This window comes from Streptomyces sp. HmicA12 (assembly GCF_000373565.1).
Classification (GTDB): Bacteria; Actinomycetota; Actinomycetes; order Streptomycetales; family Streptomycetaceae; genus Streptomyces.
On the sequence record NZ_KB891851.1, the window covers coordinates 110,892 to 129,558 of the forward strand.

At 73.3% G+C, this 18,667-nt stretch carries 18 protein-coding genes; 6 read left to right on the plus strand and 12 right to left on the minus strand.

Annotation, left to right across the window (positions count from 1 at the left end; all coding sequences use genetic code 11):
- Positions 1–250: 250 nt before the first annotated feature.
- Positions 251–892, minus strand: a complete 642-nt coding sequence (locus tag B072_RS0139525; protein ID WP_018535533.1) for a DUF3000 domain-containing protein — start codon at positions 890–892, stop codon at positions 251–253.
- A gap of 164 nt (positions 893–1,056) precedes the next feature.
- On the opposite strand from B072_RS0139525, the gene hemE reads away from it, so the two are divergent.
- Positions 1,057–2,127, plus strand: coding sequence for a uroporphyrinogen decarboxylase (gene hemE / locus B072_RS0139530; protein WP_026246791.1), 1,071 nt, complete (start codon positions 1,057–1,059; stop codon positions 2,125–2,127).
- Between the two features lie 156 nt (positions 2,128–2,283).
- Here the strand turns inward: hemE and B072_RS0139535 are convergent, their stop codons facing one another.
- Positions 2,284–3,669, minus strand: a complete 1,386-nt coding sequence (locus B072_RS0139535) for an FAD-dependent oxidoreductase (RefSeq protein ID WP_026246792.1) — start codon at positions 3,667–3,669, stop codon at positions 2,284–2,286.
- Positions 3,670–3,696: 27 nt separating this feature from the next.
- Positions 3,697–4,686: a DUF4349 domain-containing protein gene (locus B072_RS0139540; protein WP_018535536.1), complete on the minus strand. Its 990-nt coding sequence runs from the start codon at positions 4,684–4,686 to the stop codon at positions 3,697–3,699.
- 142 nt (positions 4,687–4,828) lie between these two features.
- Between B072_RS0139540 and hemG the strand changes: the two genes are divergently transcribed.
- Together hemG and hemQ are read left to right on the plus strand one after the other, a co-directional pair.
- On the plus strand, positions 4,829–6,355 hold the full coding sequence (gene hemG / locus B072_RS0139545) for a protoporphyrinogen oxidase (RefSeq protein WP_018535537.1): 1,527 nt from the start codon (positions 4,829–4,831) through the stop codon (positions 6,353–6,355).
- Positions 6,356–6,360: 5 nt separating this feature from the next.
- Complete coding sequence (hemQ, locus tag B072_RS0139550) at positions 6,361–7,098, plus strand: hydrogen peroxide-dependent heme synthase (protein WP_018535538.1); 738 nt, start codon at positions 6,361–6,363, stop codon at positions 7,096–7,098.
- A gap of 48 nt (positions 7,099–7,146) precedes the next feature.
- Here the strand turns inward: hemQ and B072_RS0139555 are convergent, their stop codons facing one another.
- From B072_RS0139555 to B072_RS0139570, 4 genes are all read right to left on the minus strand, one after another.
- Positions 7,147–8,739: an alpha/beta hydrolase gene (locus B072_RS0139555; RefSeq protein WP_026246793.1), complete on the minus strand. Its 1,593-nt coding sequence runs from the start codon at positions 8,737–8,739 to the stop codon at positions 7,147–7,149.
- Positions 8,740–8,832: 93 nt separating this feature from the next.
- Positions 8,833–9,636, minus strand: a complete 804-nt coding sequence (locus tag B072_RS0139560; RefSeq protein WP_018535540.1) for a TIGR04222 domain-containing membrane protein — start codon at positions 9,634–9,636, stop codon at positions 8,833–8,835.
- A gap of 87 nt (positions 9,637–9,723) precedes the next feature.
- Entirely contained in the window at positions 9,724–10,488 is a 765-nt protein-coding gene (locus tag B072_RS0139565) for a DUF4142 domain-containing protein (RefSeq protein WP_018535541.1), read from the minus strand.
- 184 nt (positions 10,489–10,672) lie between these two features.
- Positions 10,673–11,995 carry a DUF692 domain-containing protein gene (locus tag B072_RS0139570; RefSeq protein ID WP_026246795.1) on the minus strand — a complete coding sequence of 441 codons (1,323 nt, stop codon included), beginning with the start codon at positions 11,993–11,995 and terminating at the stop codon, positions 10,673–10,675.
- A 555-nt stretch (positions 11,996–12,550) separates the two neighbouring features.
- Here B072_RS0139570 and B072_RS0139575 point away from each other — a divergent pair.
- Positions 12,551–12,775 carry a hypothetical protein gene (locus B072_RS0139575; RefSeq protein ID WP_018535543.1) on the plus strand — a complete coding sequence of 75 codons (225 nt, stop codon included), beginning with the start codon at positions 12,551–12,553 and terminating at the stop codon, positions 12,773–12,775.
- A gap of 31 nt (positions 12,776–12,806) precedes the next feature.
- Here B072_RS0139575 and B072_RS0139580 read toward each other — a convergent pair whose 3' ends face one another.
- Positions 12,807–13,562: an aminoacyl-tRNA hydrolase gene (locus tag B072_RS0139580; protein WP_078506763.1), complete on the minus strand. Its 756-nt coding sequence runs from the start codon at positions 13,560–13,562 to the stop codon at positions 12,807–12,809.
- Between the two features lie 68 nt (positions 13,563–13,630).
- On the opposite strand from B072_RS0139580, the gene B072_RS47545 reads away from it, so the two are divergent.
- Both B072_RS47545 and B072_RS47550 read left to right on the plus strand, forming a co-directional pair.
- Positions 13,631–14,485, plus strand: a complete 855-nt coding sequence (locus B072_RS47545; RefSeq protein ID WP_018535545.1) for an ATP-binding cassette domain-containing protein — start codon at positions 13,631–13,633, stop codon at positions 14,483–14,485.
- A complete protein-coding gene (locus B072_RS47550) occupies positions 14,482–15,150 on the plus strand; it encodes a hypothetical protein (protein ID WP_018535546.1) in 669 nt (222 codons plus the stop codon). The genes B072_RS47545 and B072_RS47550 overlap by 4 nt, the downstream gene beginning before the upstream one ends.
- Positions 15,151–15,159: 9 nt before the next feature.
- Here B072_RS47550 and B072_RS48905 read toward each other — a convergent pair whose 3' ends face one another.
- Genes B072_RS48905 through B072_RS0139610 form a run of 4 tightly spaced genes read right to left on the minus strand, consistent with a single transcriptional unit; the run spans position 15,160 to position 18,556 of the window.
- On the minus strand, positions 15,160–15,333 hold the full coding sequence (locus B072_RS48905; protein WP_018535547.1) for a hypothetical protein: 174 nt from the start codon (positions 15,331–15,333) through the stop codon (positions 15,160–15,162).
- A gap of 50 nt (positions 15,334–15,383) precedes the next feature.
- Positions 15,384–16,265 carry a polysaccharide deacetylase family protein gene (locus B072_RS0139600; protein WP_018535548.1) on the minus strand — a complete coding sequence of 294 codons (882 nt, stop codon included), beginning with the start codon at positions 16,263–16,265 and terminating at the stop codon, positions 15,384–15,386.
- 27 nt (positions 16,266–16,292) lie between these two features.
- Positions 16,293–17,870, minus strand: a complete 1,578-nt coding sequence (locus B072_RS0139605) for a carboxylesterase/lipase family protein (protein ID WP_018535549.1) — start codon at positions 17,868–17,870, stop codon at positions 16,293–16,295.
- Entirely contained in the window at positions 17,867–18,556 is a 690-nt protein-coding gene (locus B072_RS0139610) for an alpha/beta fold hydrolase (protein ID WP_018535550.1), read from the minus strand. The genes B072_RS0139605 and B072_RS0139610 overlap by 4 nt, the downstream gene beginning before the upstream one ends.
- Between the last annotated feature and the right edge of the window lie 111 nt (positions 18,557–18,667).

Consider the following 18,667-nt stretch of genomic DNA (forward strand, 5'->3'; position numbering starts at 1 on the left):
CAGGCCTCCTGGGGTGCGGGACGGGGCCGGCTCGGGGATGAAGCCGGGATGAACCGTGCTTTCAAGGTCACTGACGTCTTCGGCAGCAAACCCGCCCGCCTTTAGAGAAAGATCACGATTTGGTGAGTAACAATTCACGCAATTCGGACACGTGATCGATCATCCGAAGATCGAACCGAATCGAATCCCCCGGGAGGAGGGCATGAAGAAGGGGCGGCACGACCGACGTGGCCGAAATCCGCCCCTCGAATCAGTGGCTCTGAGGGCCCCTTCGCTGCGGCAGCGTCACCACGGCGCCGTCCGAGCCCTGCGGACCCGCCGGCACCGGCGGCAGTCCCGCGACCTGACAGAGCAGTTCGCACCACGCGGCGAGGTGCGCGGCCGTGTCCGGTACGCCGCCCAGGCCCTCGCGCGGAGTCCATGACGCGCGAATCTCGATCTGCGAGGCGGGCGGGCGGTCGCCGAGGCCGCCGAAGTAGTGCGAACTGGCCCGCGTGACCGTGCCGGACGGCTCCCCGTAGGAGAGGCCTCTGGCCTGCAGGGCCCCGGTCAGCCAGGACCAGCAGACGTCCGGGAGCAGCGGATCGGCCGCCATCTCCGGTTCGAGCTCCGCGCGCACCAGCGTCACCAGGCGGAAGGTGCCGTGCCAGGCCTCGTGTCCGGCCGGGTCGTGCAGCAGGACGAGGCGGCCGTCGGCCAGCGCGTCGGCGTCGTCCATGTCGGTGCCCGGTTCGACGACCGTGGCTTCGAGCGCGTACGAATAAGGAGCCAGGCGCTGCGGCGGGCGCGTGGGGTCGATCTCGATCTCCTGGCGCAGCCGTGCGCCGCGCAGGGCGTCGACTGCTGTGCGGAAGGCGGGCGGGGTGGCGTCGTCCTCATGTGCAGCGTTCATGTCCCGAGCGTTCTGCCCCTCCCGCACCGATTCACTCTTCCCGTCGGAGTCGCCAGCGTTCTCTGCGTGGGAAGGGTAAGGCGAACGGACGCCGGGCGCGGGTAAGGACACCCGTGGGCGAGGCCGTTCCCGGGGTTGCGTGCGGGCGTGCGAGACTTTCCGCTGTGAGTGCCAACACCGAGGCCACGGGCCAGCAGCAGCCGTCAGCGACGTACGACTCAGCTTTTCTCAAGGCGTGCAGGCGTGAGCCCGTGCCGCACACGCCGGTGTGGTTCATGCGGCAGGCGGGGCGTTCGCTGCCCGAGTACCTGAAGGTCCGCGAAGGCATTCCGATGCTGGAGTCGTGCACGCGGCCCGAGCTGGTCGCCGAGATCACGATGCAGCCGGTGCGCCGCCACAAGGTCGACGCCGCCGTCTACTACAGCGACATCGTCGTGCCGCTCAAGGCCATCGGCATCGACCTCGACATCAAGCCCGGCGTCGGCCCGGTCGTCGCCAACCCGATCCGCTCGCGCGCCGACCTGGCCCAGCTGCGCGACCTCACCCCGGACGACGTCTCGTACGTCACCGAGGCCGTCGGCCTGCTCACCGCCGAGCTGGGCGCCACCCCGCTCATCGGCTTCGCGGGCGCGCCGTTCACCCTCGCCAGCTACCTCGTGGAGGGCGGCCCGTCCCGCAACCACGAGAACACCAAGGCCCTCATGTACGGCGACCCGCAGCTGTGGACCGACCTGCTGGACCGGCTCGCCGAGATCACCTCCGCGTTCCTGAAGGTGCAGATCGAGGCGGGCGCGAGCGCCGTGCAGCTCTTCGACTCGTGGGTGGGCGCGCTCTCCCCGGCGGACTACCGCCGCTCGGTGATGCCCGCCTCCGAAAAGGTGTTCCAGTCGGTCGCGCACTACGGCGTGCCGCGCATCCACTTCGGTGTCGGCACCGGCGAACTGCTCGGGCTCATGGGCGAGGCCGGCGCCGACGTCGTCGGCGTCGACTGGCGCGTCCCGCTGGACGAGGCCGCGCGCCGCGTCGGTCCCGGCAAGGCGCTGCAGGGCAACATCGACCCGGCGATCCTCTTCTCCACGCCCGAGGCCGTGGAGGAGAAGGCGCGCGAGGTGCTCGACGCCGCCGCGGGACTGGAGGGCCACGTGTTCAACCTCGGGCACGGCGTGCTGCCGACCACCGACCCCACGGCGCTGACCCGGCTCGTGGAGTACGTGCACACGCAGACCGCCCGCTAAAGGGCGTTGCACAAGGTCGGAACGATCTCCAGCTCCCGCCCGTAGACGCCGGTCGAGACGGTGGAAAACGCCGCACAAGCGGGCAGTTGACCATGCGCCTGGTGGCTGAATCCGAGCGAGATCACCGATGTGCAACACCCTTTAGGAACCGACGCGTCAGCCGGTGGCGGCCCGCACCGCCGCCACCGCCTTGCGCGCCGCCACCAGCACCGGGTCCCACACCGGGGAGAACGGCGGCGCGTACCCCAGGTCGAGCGCGGTCATCTGCTCCACCGTCATCCCCGCGGTCAGCGCGACCGCCGCGACGTCGACCCGCTTCGCGGCCCCCTCACGCCCCACGATCTGCACCCCGAGCAGCCGTCCGGTGCGCCGCTCGGCCAGCATCTTCACCGTCATCGGCGCCGCCCCCGGGTAGTAGCCCGCCCGGCTCGTCGACTCGATGGTCACCGTCACGTACCGCAGCCCGGCCCGCCGCGCGTCCTTCTCGCGCAGCCCGGTGCGGGCGATCTCCAGGTCGCACACCTTGCTGACCGCCGTGCCGACGACGCCGGGGAACGTGGCGTAACCCCCGCCCACGTTCGACCCGATGACCTGCCCGTGCTTGTTCGCGTGGGTACCGAGCGCGATGTGCCGGAAGGTCCCCGACACCAGATCGCGCACCTCGACGCAGTCGCCGCCCGCCCACACGTCCTCGTGCCCGCGCACCCGCATCGCCAGGTCCGTGAGCAGCCCGCCGTGTTCGCCGAGCGGCAGCCCGGCGTCCCGCGCGAGCGCGGTCTCCGGGCGCACACCGATCCCCAGCACCACGACGTCCGCGGGGTACTCGGCGTCCTCGGCCGCCACGGCCCGCACCCGCCCGTCGTCCCCGGTGAGGATCTTCGTGACCTCGGTGTCGTCGACCATGGTGATGCCCATGCCGGTCATCGCCTCGTGCACCAGGCGCCCCATGTCCGCGTCCAGCGTCGACATCGGCTCGGCCCCGCGGTTGACGACGGTGACCTCGTACCCGCGGTGGATGAGCGCCTCGGCCATCTCGACGCCGATGTACCCGGCGCCCACGACCACGGCCCGGCGCCCCCGCGTCCCCCGGAGGGAGTCGAGCAGCGCCTGCCCGTCGCCGAGCGTCTGCACCCCGTGCACTCCCGGCGCGTCGATCCCCGGCAGCGCCGGGCGGACCGGGCGGGCCCCCGTCGCGATCACGAGTTTGTCGTACGAGGTCCAGGTCTCGCCCGAGCCCTCGTCGTCGAGGTCACGGGAGCGCACCCGCCGCCCCTCGACATCGATCTCCACGACCTCGGTCCGCATCCGCAGATCGATGCCGCGCGCCCGGTGCTCCTCGGGCGAGCGCGCGATCAGCTCGTCCCGCTCCCCGACCTGGCCCCCCACCCAGTACGGGATCCCGCACGCCGAGTACGACGTGAAGCGCCCCCGCTCGAACGCCACGATCTCCAGTTCGTCCGGGCCACGAAGACGGCGTGCCTGCGACGCGGCGGACATGCCCGCCGCGTCACCGCCGATCACCACGAGTCGCTCAGCAGTCATGGCCCCACGCTACGTGGACCGCCCGCGTCAGTGCCGCTCGTCGGCGTCCCGCTCGGGGTGCGCCGGGAGCGGGCCGAAGGCCGTGCGCACCGGCTCCGGCGCGGGCCGGCGCGGCAGCCGGGGCCGCACGAGACGCGCCCACACCACCACGAGCAGCGCCACGAGCGCCGCGAACGGCAGGACGGCCGCGAGCACGATCCCGATCCACTTCAGGAACGTCACGAAGGCGCCCCAGCCACCGGACAGCGCGTCCAGGAACCCAGGCCCGTCGTCGCCGCCCCCGTCGCCCGCCTTCGCCGGGGCCTCGGACAGCTTCAGCGTGATCGTCGCCAGCGTCGTGCGGTCCTCCAGGGACGCCTGCTGGGCGAGCAGCGCCTCCAACTCCGTCTGCCGGTTGCTCAGTTCGCCCTCCAGCGTCACGACGTCGCTCAACTTCGTCGCCCGGTCCATGAGTTCCCGCACCCGCGCCACGCTCGCCCGCTGGGACTTGATCCGGCTGTCCACGTCGACGACCTGGTCGGTGACGTCCTTGGCGGACTCGTTCCGCGACAGCAGCCGGCCCGAGCCGGCGAGCCGGTCGGCCACGTCCTCGTACGACTCCTGCGGCACCCGCAGCGTGACCCGGGTGCGCTCGTGGCCGTGGCCGTCGCGGTCGGTCGACTCGTTGCCGACGTAACCGCCCGCGTCCTCGGTGGCGGTGCGTGCTCTGTCGAGCGCGTCCGGCACGTCCTTGACGCGGACGGACAGCGAGGCGGTGCGGATGATGTGGACGCCGCTGAGCTTCGGCGTCTTCCGCGCGCCGCTCCCGCTCTTGCCGCCGGAATCGGCCCGGCTGTCGGCGGCGCCACCCGGTACGCCCTTGCCGTCGTCCTGCGCCAGGGACTTGTCCCCGGCGTCGTCGTTCGAGCCGCCGCCGGCCGCGCCGCTGCACCCCGTCAGGGCGAGGGCCGCCGCGAGCAGCAGCAGGGCCAGGATGTGCAGCGGCCGCGGCCGCGTCGTCGTACCGGATGCGAGCATCGACGTACCCCCGAGGGATGTGCCATTCATCGGACGCCCCTTCGACGCGCGAACCACCCCTTCCGGTGATTGCCGGGCGGCCGCGAACCGGTAACGGTCGGGACTCGACGGAGTGGGCCCCGCGTTCTGACAGAGTGGGGGCATGCGCGAAGCGGACACACGTACGGAAACGGAAACGGTCAGGGACGTCCTGGTCATCGGCGGTGGTATCGCGGGACTCGCGGCCGCCCACCGAGTGCTCGACCAGAGGCCCGGTGTCCGGGTCACGCTCCTGGAGAGCTCCGAAAGACTCGGCGGCAAACTGCGCGCGGGCGAGATCGCCGGCGCCCGCATCGACCTCGGCGCCGAGTCGATGCTGGCCCGCCGCCCGGAGGCCGTCGGCCTGGCCAGGGAGGTCGGTCTCGGCGACCGCCTGCAGCCGCCGTCCACGGCGACCGCCTCGATCTGGACCCGCGACGCCCTGCGCCCCATGCCCAAGGGCCACGTCATGGGCGTACCCGGCACCGCGGAGGCGCTCGCCGGGGTCCTCTCCGACGAGGGACTCGCCCGCATCGAGGAGGACGCCGACCTCCCCGTGACGCCGATCGGCGACGACATCGCGGTCGGCGAGTACGTCGCCGCCCGCCTCGGCCGCGAGGTCGTCGACCGCCTCGTCGAACCCCTCCTCGGCGGCGTCTACGCGGGCGACGCCTACCGCATCTCGCTGCGCAGCGCCGTCCCCCAGCTCTTCGAGGAGGCCCGCCGCCACACGTCCCTGACGGAGGCGGTCCGCGCGATCCAGGCCAGGACCCCGCAGTCGGCCGCCGAACCGGCCCCGGTCTTCATGGGCATCGAGGGCGGCATCGGCACCCTGCCGCAGGCGGTGGCCGACGCCGTGCGCGACAGGGGCGGCGAGATCCTGCTCGGCGAACGGGCGGTGCAGCTGGGGGCACGGGGAACCGTGCGAGCGACCACCGACGACGGATCGTCGACGGGCACCCGCGAGCCCCTCTGGCGAGTCGTCACGGAATCGGGCCGCACCTTCCACGCGGCCCAAGTGATCGTCGCCCTCCCGGCGCCCGCCGCGGCGAGCGTGCTCCGCACCGCCTCGCCCATGGCCGCCCAGGAACTCCGCGGCATCGAGTACGCCTCCATGGCCCTGATCACCCTGGCCTACCGCAAGAGCGAGGCGAACCTCCCGCCCGGCAGCGGATTCCTGGTTCCGCCCGTCGACGGCCGCACCATCAAGGCCGCCACCTTCGCCTCGCACAAGTGGGGCTGGATCGAGGAGGAGAACCCGGATCTCGTCCTCGTGCGGACATCGGTCGGACGCCACGGCGACGACAAGGACCTGGCCCGCGACGACGCCGAACTCGTCGACATCGCCCGCCGCGACCTGCGCGAGGCGGTCGGCCTGACCGCCACCCCCGTCGACGCCCACGTCACGCGCTGGCAGGACGGCCTGCCCCAGTACCCCGTCGGCCACGCCGAGCGCGTCGCCCGGATCCGCGAGCACATCGCGGGGCTGCCCGGCGTCTCCGTGTGCGGCGCCGCGTACGACGGCGTCGGCATCCCGGCGTGCATCGCGAGCGCGTACGCGGCCGTGGACGAGCTGCGCGGAGACACGGTCGCCCGCGAGGAGCTGAAGGCCAACCCGGTGCAGAGCCTGCACGGCGGCGCGGGAGAATAGGAGACATGAGCGACGAGAACACCACCCCCGACGCGGCGGCAGCCCGTATCCCGAACAAGGGCAAGTTGGCGAAGGACCTCAACGAGGCGATCCGCTACACGCTCTGGTCGGTCTTCAAGCTGAAGGACGTCCTCCCGGAGGACCGGGCCGGATACGCCGACGAGGTCCAGGAGCTCTTCGACCAGCTCGCCGCGAAGGACATCACGGTCCGCGGCACGTACGACGTGTCGGGCCTGCGCGCCGACGCCGACCTCATGATCTGGTGGCACGCGGAGACCTCCGACGAGCTGCAGGAGGCGTACAACCTCTTCCGCCGCACCAAGCTGGGCCGCGCCCTGGAGCCGGTCTGGTCGAACATGGCGCTGCACCGCCCCGCCGAGTTCAACCGCTCGCACATCCCGGCGTTCCTGGCCGACGAGACGCCCCGCAACTACGTCTCGGTGTACCCCTTCGTGCGCTCCTACGACTGGTACCTGCTGCCCGACGACGAGCGCCGCAAGATGCTCGCCGACCACGGCAAGATGGCCCGTGGGTTCGCGGACGTGCGCGCCAACACCGTCGCCTCGTTCTCGCTCGGCGACTACGAGTGGATCCTCGCCTTCGAGGCCGACGAGCTGTACCGCATCGTCGACCTCATGCGTCACCTGCGCGCCTCCGAGGCGCGGCGCCACGTCCGCGAGGAGGTCCCGTTCTACACGGGCCGCCGCAAGAGCGTGGCCGAGCTGGTGGCGGGACTCGCGTAAGCACCGTCGAGCCCCTCCGGCGATGGAGGGGCTCGACGGAGGAGCGACCTACCTCAGCGGCGTCGGCTCGGCATGCGCCGCACACGTCGCCGACCGCTCCTCCGGCACCCGGCCCTCCAGGACGTACGCGTCCAGGTGGCCGTTCACGCAGGCGTTCGCGCCGCCGCCGATGCCGTGCGTACCGGCGTTCTTCTCCGTCACCAGCACCGAACCGGCGAGCCGCCGGTTCAGTTCCCGCGCGCCGGTGTACGGCGTCGCGGCGTCGCGCTCGGCGGCCAGGATCAGCGTCGACGGCAGCCGTCCCGGACCGACCCGCACGTCCACCGGCCGCTGCCGCGGCGCGGACCAGTAGGCGCACGGCAGGTTCATCCAGGCGTTGTCCCACGTCTCGAACGGCGCCGTCTTCGCGAGGGCCGTGTTGTCGTGGTCCCACACCCGGAAGTCCGTCGGCCAGGGCGCGTCGTTGCACTCGACGGCCGTGTACACCGCGTTGCCGTTCTCGTTCTCGGCGAGCCCCTCCGACGGCGGCGCCGCCTGCCCGATCAGCGGCTTCGGGTTCCCCTTCAGGTACTCGGAGAGCGCCAGGGCGCGCATCGGCCAGTAGTCGTCGTAGTACCCGGCCTGCAGATACGCCGACTGCAGCTGCCCCGGGCCGACCTTCTTGCCGGCCGGCTCGTGCGCCAGCTCCGCGCGCACCTTCTCGTACGAACGCAGCACTTCCTCGGGCGTCGTGCCCAGGCCGTACGTCTTGTCGTGCTTGGCGACCCACGCCCGGAAGTCGGCCCAGCGGCGCTCGAACGCGGCCGACTGCTCCAGGTTGTTCGTGTACCAGATCTGCTGCGGGTCGGGGTTGACCGCCGAGTCGAAGACCATGCGGCGCACGTGCGACGGGAAGAGCTGCGCGTACACGGCCCCGATGTACGTCCCGTACGAGGCGCCCATGTAGGTGAGCTTCCGCTCGCCGAGCGCGGCGCGCAGCACGTCCAGGTCACGGGCGTTGTTGAGGCTCGTGTAGTGGGCGATGCCCAGGTTCTTCGCGCAGCCCGCCGCGTACGACTTGGCCTGCGCGATGCGTTCCATCTTGTACGAGGCCGAGGGGTGTGTCGGCGACTGGGTCGGCGCCTTCGCGAACTGCTTCGGGTCCTGGCAGGAGATCGGCGCGGAGCGGCCCACGCCGCGCGGGGCGTAGCCGACGAGGTCGTAGGCGGCGCCGATGCGCTTCCACTCCGGCATCATGCCGACGAGCGGGAAGTACATGCCGTTGCCGCCTGGCCCGCCCGGGTTGAAGACGAACGAACCCTGGCGCTCGCTCTTCTTCCCGCGGGCCGCGATCCGGCTGACGGTCAGCCGGATCTGCCGGCCGTCCGGGCGCGCGTAGTCGAGGGGGACGGTGACGGTGCCGCAGCGCACGGACTCCGGCAGGTCCTCCACGGCCGGGCAGGCCTTCCAGTCGATGCCCGCGGCGGCGGCCCGCCCGGCGGCGAGCGCGCTGCCGAGCGTCTCCGGGACGGTGCCGGGGGAGAGGGTGGTGGGGGAGGGGGTGGCGCTCGCGCTGCCCGCGGGGGCGGCGACGAGGGTGGACAGGACCAACGATCCCGCGGCGGCGTAGAGGGCGGATGTTGCTCTCGTCGCATGTCTCATCGCAGGGGCATCCCTTTCATCGGGCGTGACGAGTCAAAAGGGATACTTCGTTCGGTAGTTGGCGAAGTAAAGCACCGGCTCTCCGGTGTCGGATCAATGACCCCGATGCGCCGTCGACGCGTCGCCGAGAGCGGCCCGCACCTGCGGATCGTCGACCGCGCGCACCCCGCGCACGGCGACCGCGAGCAGGCTGCCGGGGCTCGGGGCCTGCGTGGCGAGCAGCCGCTGTCCGACCGGTGAGGCCCAGCGCGTGTACGGATGGATCTCGATCCGGGCGAGGGCCAGGCAGCTCAGCGTGAGCAGCAGCGGCAGCGCGAACCAGAGCGCCACCGGCGTGTCCTCCTGCTCCGCGCCCTGACCAGGCGTGAACGTGGCGAGCGCGCCGAGCACCACCACCGCGACCGCCGAGGCCCGCACCTGCCGCACCGCGCCGGACAGCGTCGAGCGTGCGGCCTCCGGGACCGCGAGGCCCGCTGCGACGAGCCGCTCGGTCAGGGCGCGCACGGCGTCGCCCGTGGCGACGGCCGCCCGCAGCGGCCCGGTCCTGGCCTGGCCCCCGGGCCCTGTCGCGGCGAGCACCGAACGCTCCATGTCGTCCTCGCCCCGGGGGTCGACGACCGTCGCCCAGCCGGTGTGCGCGAGCAGCAGACGGCGGCCGCGGGCCATCGCCACGAGCGTCACGTCCGCGACCCGGAGCGGGCCGCCGGACAGGAACGCCGTCTCGTACAGGGACAGTTCGTGGTTGCGCAGAAGGTGCGTGTCGGCCGCCGCTCCCGCGGCGCTCTCGGCACCCGAGGCGCGCTCGCCCTCGGCGGCGCGGACGGCCGCCAGGCACAGCCGGGCGCAGGAGACGGCCGCGGCGGCGAAGGCCAGCAGAAGGAACAGAACCCAGAACATGTCCAGTTTCTATGCCGACCCTCCGGCAAGCCGCTACGGGGTATTCACCATGCGGACACCCGGCGCCCCGTCCTCACCTCGATGCCCTCATCGCGATCTCGGGCTCGACGCGGCGGGCGGCAGGGAGAAACTCGGCGACGGCGTCACCGGGGTCGCGGAGCCCGGGGACGCCGTCGGACCGGGCGGGGCGGGGGAGCGGGTCGCGGGCGGCGGGCTCGCGGTGGCCCCGTCGCGGGCCAGCGCGTCGAAGTCGACGAGCCCGGTGGCCTCCAGGACCTTGATGTGGTCGAGGACGGTGGTGTTGGCGTCGTCCGCGAGCTCCCTGACCAGGGTGTTGCGGGTCGAGGCGCGCACCTGGGCCACGAGCGAGAACACCTGGCCGTGCGCCCGGCGCAGGACATTGGCGAACCTCCGCTCGTAGTCCTGGCCCCTGGCCGCGGTCAACTCCCGTAACCAGTCCTGCTGTTGTTCGTTCGGCTGGTTCGGCAGCTCCAGGTCCAGCTGCGCCGCGACCTCCCGCACCCGGGCGTCCAGGAACGTGTGCCCCTCGACGAGATGCTCCCCCGCCGTCTCGACCGCCTTGCTCGGCGCCCGCTGTTCGGCCTGCTGTCCCGCGGGCATCTCCCACAGCCCGGCGAGCCGCACCTTCGTGATGAACGTGCGGTCCGTCGCCGACAGCGGACCGAATCTCGTCGACACGGTCTGGGAGTCGAGCGTGTCCAGGCCCGTGCCCGAGCGGTCCGCGTACGACCAGATCGGGAAGACGAGCGCGGCCAGCGTGGCGAGGAGCCCGGTGACGATGAGCGTGGTCCCGTTGATCCGGGTCCTGGGGGGTGCCGAGAGCAGTCGCATGGTGCCTCCTGTTGCGGCACCGCACGCTAGTGCGCCTTCGGCACGGGGTGCCGGGCATCAGCCCGGAGTACGCCGACTTCCGTACGGGGCGCGGGGGTTGTGCGCTTCGCGCGCCCCGCACTCGTCTGTAGGGCCGTCAGGTGCTCGGCGGAGTGCGGGCCGGTGGCGGCGCGCAGGCGCCCGCTCACCCCCTGCGCAGAGCGAACCGTGCCGCGCGCAGAGCTCGGGCCACCGGACGCCCCGCCAGCGGCGCGGGACCCGACCGCTCCAGCCACCAGCCCGTCAACTCCCGCCGCGCGCCCGGCTCCTGGACCCGCTGCTCGATCAGCAGATCCTCGGCGAAGTCGAGCGCGTCCCGGCGGTAGCCGGCGGTCATCGGCCGCCGGGCCGCGTACGCGAGGAACGCCGTGCGGTACGCCGGCGCGCCCAGGATCGACGGCAGCTCGGGCGCCACCTTCGCCACGACGTCCGCCCGCTTGGCCGCGAGGGCCTTGCCCTGCACGGCGAGCCGCGCCCGGTCGAAGCCCTCCGGCGCCGGCGTACCGGCGACGAGGGAGGAGAGCAGCGCGGCCTGGTCGAGAGCGACCCGTCCGCGTACGCACTCCTCGACCGGCACGTCGGGCGAGGGAGCGGCCGGGGCCGGGGCCGGGACCGGGACCGGCGGCGGGGGAGAACCGGCGGCCACGGTGGCCCGGATCTGCTCCACCTCGCGCCCCAACTCCCCTTCGTCCTCGGGGAAGTTCTCGTCCCGCTCCAGGAGTACGCCCGGCGGCGTCACCCGCGACGCCAGATCCGCCAGGACGTCGAGCACGGCCTGCGGCACGGGGTGGGCGTGGCTGTCGTGCCACACCCCGTCCCGCTCGAAACCGCCCGCCACATGCACGTAGGCGATCGCCTCGACGGGCAGCTCGTCGAGGGCCTTGGCCGGATCCTCGCCCCGGTTGACGTGATTGGTGTGCAGGTTCGCCACGTCGATCAGCAGCCGTACGCCGGTGCGCTCCACCAACTCGTACAGGAACTGTCCCTCGGACATCTCCTCGCCGGGCCAGCCGAACAGCGCCGCGATGTTCTCCACGGCCAGCGGTACCGGCAGCGCGTCCTGCGCGATCCGGATGTTCTCGCACAGCACGTCGAGCGCGTCCCGGGTGCGCGGCACCGGCAGCAGGTGCCCCGCCTCCAGGAGCGGCGACGCGGTCCGCTCGCCGCCGGCCCTGACGAACGCGATGTGCTCGGTGACCAGCGGCGCCCCCAGCGCCTCGGCACGTGCGGCGAGCTGCGCGAGCCGTCCCTCGTCGGGCCGCTCGGCGCCGCCGAGCCCCAGCGAGACCCCGTGCGGCACGACGGTGACACCGCGCTCGCGCAGCCGCACCAGGGACTCGGGCAGATGGCCCGGGCACACGTTCTCGGCGACGGCCTCGACCCAGTCGATCCCCGGCATGGCCTCGACGATCCCGGCGATCTCGGGCCGCCAGCCGATCCCCGTCCCCAGGCGCGGAAGCTGCTGCATGTCCGTCCCCCTCTTCGTGCCCCTCGTCCCCTGCCTCTGGGTGTCATGGCCCCGGCACACCGGGGTGAACCCCGGCAGGGCGACGTTCAGAGGAACATTTGAGGTTGGGCAGTCAGGGAGCGGCCGCCGCCGGCGGCTGAAGCCGGCATCGGCGGCGGCCCGCGAACACGTGAGCCGGCGTCTCCCCCTGCGCGGCCCACGTGTTCGCCGTCCCCACCGGCTCGGAGGCGTGCGGGAGTTCGCCCCGCGGGGGCCAGGAGGACGAGGGGCCGGGGTCGCGTGTCGGCGAAAACGCCCCCGGCCGCTCGGGGAACGGCGGACGGAAAGGACCCGGGGTCTCGGGGGCGGAGTGCGGGGCGGCCCTACCGGGCCACCTCATCTGAAGTCGCAACTGCTCGAATGATGCGATGCTATGCCGCCGTGTGCCGGGCCGCCAGGGTGCGAACCGGTCGCTTTCGGAGGGATGCCGGGCGAAGCGCTTCCGGCCTGCTGTTACCGTGCTCGTCCGCCACCACAGAGGCGGAAGAGACAGAACAGCAACGGGGGAGCACGACCATGGCCAAGCCGGTCCGCGCGTCACTGGGGGAGATGTGGATCTCCTGCCAGATCTGCAAGAGCGACGTCTTCCGCGAGCGGGGCGTGAAACTCAACAGCACAGGTGGCGAACTCTTCAATCTGGCCTGGGCCGACGAGACGGCCACCGGCCTGATCTGCTGGCGCTGCGGCTACGTCCAGCTCTTCGTGAACCGCGAGATCCAGCTGCACCGGGTCAAGGACTGACCGCCCGGCGCCGCTGACGGGCGGGCCAGGCTCACACGTGCCCGAGCTCGGGCAGCCAGCTTCCGTCCCGCGGCCCCTCGGCGACCACCGTGCACGAGCCGGGCGCGATCTCCGTGAACCCGGCGTCCCGCACCACCGGCAGCCCGGCACGGGTCAGCGCGGCCCAGCGGTCGCGGTCGTCGGCCACCCGCACGGAGAGCGGGAAGCCCGCCTCGCGCCACTCCTTGCGACGCGTCTTGGGCAGCTCCCACCAGGCGAGTTGGGCGCCGTGCCCGGCCTGCGCCATCGCCTTGCCCGCCGTCATGTCCAGGTCCGGGTTGAGCCAGAGCGTCACTCCCGCCGGGTCAGGGGCGGCCGGCGGCTCGGGGTCGTCGAGGTCCGTGCCGGAGACCTGGAGGCGGGCCAGGTCCTTGGGCCAGCCGTCGAGCGGCACCGGCGGACAGACGCGGACCTCGGTGCCGTCGCCGCCGGTCACCGTGATGCCGTCGAGCGCCTCGGCGCGCCGCCACTCGGCGCCCCTGGCCCGCCGCACGACCTTGCGGATCCGCGCGTCCTGCCAGTCCCGCATGACCTGCGCCCACTCCCCGTCACCGAGCGAGCGCTCGTCGGAGAGGATCACCAGCACCGCGCGCGCCGCCGTCTCCAGGGCGTCCGTGCGCGCGGGCGGCGCGCCGCGTTCGATCCGCACGACGAGCGGCAGCACGAACTGCGGCGCCTCGTCGCGCGGAGTGGGCTCGGGCCGGAAGGGGCTGTCGGTGGCTGTGTCGTCGCTGGTCACGCCCTCCAGTCTGCCAGCAGCCCGGGGATGCCCCGGCCGCGTCCCCGCGCCCGCCCCGGGTACGGGACCATGTCCCCATGCGCACCACCCGCACCGTCGCCCTCGAACGCGTCGGCCGCCGATACGGACTGCGCGGCCCGTGGGTGCTGCGCGACGTCGACCTGGACGTGCCGGCCGGAGCCCTGATCCGCGTCCAGGGATCGAACGGCACCGGGAAGTCCACGCTGCTGCGGCTCGTCGCCGGGATCGACGCCCCGGGACGGGGCCGGATCGTCGGGCGCCCGCGCACCGCCTACGTGCCCGAACGCTTTCCGGCCGCACTGCCGTTCACCGCGCGCGGTTACCTCACGCATCTGGGCCGCGTCCACGGCCTCGTACAGAAGGAGGCCGCGCGGCGGGCGGGGGAGTGGCTCGAACGGTTCGGCGCCGACGCGCACGCGGACCGGCCGCTCGCCGAGCTCTCCAAGGGCAGCAGCCAGAAGGTCGCCGTCGCCCAAGCGCTGCTCGCCGCACCGGAGTTGCTCGTCCTCGACGAGGCGTGGACCGGCCTCGACGCCGCCGCCCGCGAGGAGTTGGACCGGGCGGTCGCCGAGCGCACCGCGGCCGGCGGGGCCGTCGTCTTCGTGGACCACGATCCGCGCCGCCTCGCGGGCACCGCCGACGCGACGTACCTGTTGAAGGGCGCAAGTCTTCTTCGGGCGAAAGAAGTTGATGAACCATCACCTCGGAACGCGGTCGTCATCGAAGCCGTCGGACCCGGCGGCGACCCACCCGAACTGCCCCTTCCGCACACCCTCACCCGCCTCGACGCCCGCACCGTCCGCATCGGCGCCCCCGCCACCCACTCCGACACCGTTCTCCGTACGCTGCTGAACGCCCGGCCGCCCTGGCACATCACGGCCGTGCGGCACCCCGGGGAGGAGGGTCGATGAGTACCGCCCTCCTCGCCTATCAGGCAGGACTGCTGCTGCGCTCGCAGCGCTGGCTCGCGCCGGTCGTCCTCTACGCGGCGTCCCTCGGGATCGGGGTGCAGGGCGGTCAGCCGGTGCTCGACTCGCTGGGGTACGCCGCCGCGTGCCTGCTGCCCGTCGGGGCCTGGCTGGTACGGATCTGCGTCTCCAACGAGCCGCCCGCCGCCCGGAGTTGCACGGCAGCGGCGGCCGGGCCCCGGCGTGCGCACCTGGCGAGTCTGGTCACCGGGTTCCTCGCGACGGTCGCCGTCGGCACCGTCGCGACCGCTGTCGTCGCGCTGATCAGCGACAGCGCGAGCACCGACCACCGGGTGAAGCTGGCGATGCCGCCCGCGGCCTGGGCCGGGTTCCTCGCCATGCTCGGCTGCGCGCTCGTCGGCGCCGCCGTGGGCGCCGTCACCAGCCGGCCGGTGGTGCGCTCCACCGGCATCGGCGTGGCCTCGATGCTGCTGTGCGCACTGCTCGCCCTGGTCGCGCCGGGGTCACCGGCCCGCGCGGCGGTGAGCGCCCTGATCACCGGGTCGCAGGACGGCGTGATCCGGGTCCCGCTGCTGCCGCTCGCCGGGGCCGCCGCGCTGGCGGCGGCCTGCGCCACGGCGGCCTGCCGGCTCGCGTCGCGCCGCTGAGCTGGGCCGCTAACCCGAACAGGCCGTCCGCTGCGCCTCCTGCCACTCGCACACGGGGCACAGCGTCACGCCCTTCGTGGACTCCGGGTACTCCGTGGGCGCGCGGCACAGTACGCACTCGGCGAACGGTCCCTCGGACGCGGTCGCCGGGGGCTCGGAGGCGGGCGTGCAGTAGTCGGCCATACGTTCCAGGGTAGGTCAGCGCGCCGGAGCGGTCGCGGGCCGGCGCACGGTCACGCCGTGCGGGCCGCGGCCCCGATCAGCTCCGAGACCCGTACGAACCGGTAGCCCTTCGCCCGCAGCGCGGGCACCACGTCCCGCACCACCCGCTCCGTCGTCGGCGCCGCGCTGCGCGTGCAGTGCATGACCACGACCGAACCCGGCCGCACCCCGTCGAGGACCTGCCGCGTCACCGCGTCCGCGTCCGTCGCGAAGGCGTCGCCGCTCACCACGTCCCACTGGACCGCCGTGACCCCGGCCGGGGTGAGGGACCGCAGCGCCCGCTGGTCGTAGCAGCCGCCGGGGAAGCGGAAGTACGGCACGACGTGCCGCACCCCGGCCTTGCGGAACGCGGCGAACGCGCGCTCCACGTCCGCCCGCATCCGCGCCGCGGGCACCGTCGGCAGCCCGTAGCAGTCACCGGTGAAGGCGTAGTGGCTGTACGAGTGGTTCGCGACCTCGAAGAGCGGGTCGCCGCCGATGTCCTTGGCCTGCGCCGGGTACTCCTCGGCCCAGCGCCCGGTCATGAAGACGGTCGCCGGGACCTTCAACTTCCTCAGTGTCGAGACGAGTCGAGGGTTGTCGAAGTGCTCACCCGCGGCCGCCCGCGGGCCCTGGTCGGCGGTCATGTCGGCGTCGAAGGTGAGCGCCACGGTGCGTTCCCGCGCGTTCCTGAGGTTCGTGGCGCTCTTGAAGACGGGGGTGAGACCGGACGGACCCGGGGCGAGCCGGGGCGGCCCGGTCGGCGATGCCGCGGCCGTCGGGCTCACGGCGGGCCGTCCGGCCCGTCCGGGGGGCGCGGGGTCGGGGCCGCCGGAACAGGCGGCGGCCCCGAGGGCGAGGGCGCCGATGGCGCAGGTCAGGGCGGCGCGGCGGAGGGAGTGGTAGCTGATCACGCCGCGACGATAACCCTGCAAATGGGATTATTCGGTCATCTGTGGAGTGGTCTCACTCCACAGCAGCCTGCGGTCCCCGAACGGGTCAAAAGCCACCCGGCCCACTCGGTCGTCCTCTCCTGTCCCGCCGAGCAGCAGTGTCGCCCGCCGGTCCGCGGTGAACCGCGGCCACGACGGCAGCAGCCGGTGCCCGGGCGCGCCCTCGCGCGCGAACTGCGTCCACGCGCCGCTCATCGCGTCCGCGAGCCGCTGCTCCGGCGCGTCCCCGAGCCAGGCGTCGAGCCCGGGAGCGTCCAGTACGTCGAACACGTACGGGATCTCCAGGGTGTGCGGGGAGCCGAGCCGCCCGCCGAGGACCGGCGTCGTCTCCCGGAAGAGGTACGCCCACACGCGGCCGCCGCCCTCGGCCGCCGCCTCCAGGAACGCGTCGGTCGGTTCGCGGAACAGCCGGTCGGTGACGAGCGCGCCCAGCAGCGCGACCGGCGAACTGCCCTCCTGCGCCTGATAGATGGCGCGGGCGCGATCCCGCCGGTCGGCATCCGGGAAGGCCGCGGCGAGCGCCGCCTCGAAGCCGTCGCCGACGGATCCATCCTCGCCGGAGCCCTCGCCGGAGCCGTCGTCGGCGCCGAGCCCGACGAAGAGACGTCCCTCGTGCTCGGTCGTCCCGGCGATCACGGGTATGTGCGCGCAGGAACCGTTGCGCAGCGCCCGCAGCGGATGCAGCGGCAGGACCGCGCCGTCCACCACCGGCATGAACGGCAGCGCCCGGCCGGGCAGCCGGGCCGTCAACACGTCCTGCGCGGCCAGCAGTTGATCAGCCGTCGCGTCCCGTACGTCGTCGAGGCCGGTCTGTTCGAGCAGCACGTCGGCGAAGGCACGCGCGGCCTTGCGGGCCTCGTCCACCGACTGGACCTCGCGGGGCGGCGGGCTCTGCAGCACCGCACGGTGCAGCAGCGGCCGGGCCGCGGGCGCGCCGAGCAGCGCCGCGACACTGCCGCCGCCCGCCGACTCCCCGAACACCGTCACCCGCCCCGGATCGCCCCCGAACCGCGCGATGTTGTCCCGCACCCAGGTCAGCGCGGCGATCTGGTCCTGCAGCCCCAGGTTCGCCGACCCGGCGTACGCGTCGCCGAGGAGCTCGGCGACGTACATCCAACCGAGCGCCCCGAGGCGGTAGTTGAACGACACGACCACGACGCCGTAGCGCTCGGCGAGCCGCGCTCCTTCGGTCCACACCTGGTGCCCGTACCCCTGGACGTAGCCGCCGCCGTGCACCCACACCATCACCGGCCGCGGCGCGGTGCCCGAACCGCCGCCGAGCGTCCAGACGTTGACGGTGAGACTGCCGGCCTCGTCGGTCGCGACCCGGCCGGTCCCGACCACGTTCTCCAGGAGCGGGTCGGGGCCCTGCGGTGGCGCGGGGGAGGCCGTGCGGGCGTCGCGCACGCCGCTCCACGCGTCCGGCCGCGCGGGCGGCCGGAACCTCGACGCGCCGACGGGGTCGGCCGCGTACGGAATCCCCAGGTACCGCTCGACCCCCGCCCGCAGCCGCTCGCCGCGCACCCGTCCCGACGTGGTGAGCGCGGTCACCTCGCTCGCGCTCACAGCCAGCCCTCCAGCGACTCCATGAACCCGTCGAAGTCGTCCCGGTGGATCGTGTGCCCGGCCCCCTTCACCGTCCGCACCTCGAACCCGCGCCGCACGAGGTCCTCCTTCAGTTCGTCGGAGAGCAGGAAGCTCGGGTCGGCGGCCTGGACGAGCGAGGGCACCACGGGACGCTCCGGGGTCCGGTCGATCGCGTGCTCACCGCCGACCGCGAGCGCCGTTCGCGGGTCCCAGGCGGCGAGCGTCGCCAGCTCCACGTCGATGTCCGCGTCCTCCCAGCGCGGGTTGAGGTTCGCGATCATCTGGCGGCTCGCGTCACGGAACTCCATGAACAGCGCGGGGTCGACCGGCATCGCGCCGAGCGCCCACGCCGGGTCCGCGTACACGGCCCGGCGCGGCGCGAGGCGCTCCGCGGCGAGGGAGAGCGCCATGCCGCCCAGCGAATGCCCGAGGGCCAGTTCGGCGCCGGCCGGGAGGGTCTCCACCAGGTCGTCGGCGAACAGTTCGGCGCTGTACGGGCCGCGCCCGCTCCCGCCGTGCCCGCGCAGATCGACGGCGATCACCCGGTACCCCCGCTCGGCGAGCGCGGGGCCCACCCTGCGCCAGGTCCGATGGTCCGACATGATCCCGTGGACCAGCAGGGCGACGCGGTCACCGCTGCCCCATTCCCGGGTGTGCAACTTCATTGGGGGGAGCCTTTCTCTGCGTGCAGTCCGAGCTCTGGGTGCTCTTCCTGCTCTTCCTGCTCTTCGGGCCCTACGTACGCGTCGTGCTCCGCGCTTGCGGTCGCCTGCGCG

Coding starts and splice junctions, on each gene's coding strand:
- B072_RS0139525 (WP_018535533.1), bottom strand. CDS start 892: ATGAACGCTGCACATGAGGACGACGCCACCCCGCCCGCCTTCCGCACA.
- B072_RS0139535 (WP_026246792.1), bottom strand. CDS start 3,669: ATGACTGCTGAGCGACTCGTGGTGATCGGCGGTGACGCGGCGGGCATG.
- B072_RS0139540 (WP_018535536.1), bottom strand. CDS start 4,686: ATGCTCGCATCCGGTACGACGACGCGGCCGCGGCCGCTGCACATCCTG.
- hemG (WP_018535537.1), top strand. CDS start 4,829: ATGCGCGAAGCGGACACACGTACGGAAACGGAAACGGTCAGGGACGTC.
- hemQ (WP_018535538.1), top strand. CDS start 6,361: ATGAGCGACGAGAACACCACCCCCGACGCGGCGGCAGCCCGTATCCCG.
- B072_RS0139555 (WP_026246793.1), bottom strand. CDS start 8,739: ATGAGACATGCGACGAGAGCAACATCCGCCCTCTACGCCGCCGCGGGA.
- B072_RS0139560 (WP_018535540.1), bottom strand. CDS start 9,636: ATGTTCTGGGTTCTGTTCCTTCTGCTGGCCTTCGCCGCCGCGGCCGTC.
- B072_RS0139565 (WP_018535541.1), bottom strand. CDS start 10,488: ATGCGACTGCTCTCGGCACCCCCCAGGACCCGGATCAACGGGACCACG.
- B072_RS0139570 (WP_026246795.1), bottom strand. CDS start 11,995: ATGCAGCAGCTTCCGCGCCTGGGGACGGGGATCGGCTGGCGGCCCGAG.
- B072_RS0139575 (WP_018535543.1), top strand. CDS start 12,551: ATGGCCAAGCCGGTCCGCGCGTCACTGGGGGAGATGTGGATCTCCTGC.
- B072_RS47545 (WP_018535545.1), top strand. CDS start 13,631: ATGCGCACCACCCGCACCGTCGCCCTCGAACGCGTCGGCCGCCGATAC.
- B072_RS47550 (WP_018535546.1), top strand. CDS start 14,482: ATGAGTACCGCCCTCCTCGCCTATCAGGCAGGACTGCTGCTGCGCTCG.
- B072_RS48905 (WP_018535547.1), bottom strand. CDS start 15,333: ATGGCCGACTACTGCACGCCCGCCTCCGAGCCCCCGGCGACCGCGTCC.
- B072_RS0139610 (WP_018535550.1), bottom strand. CDS start 18,556: ATGAAGTTGCACACCCGGGAATGGGGCAGCGGTGACCGCGTCGCCCTG.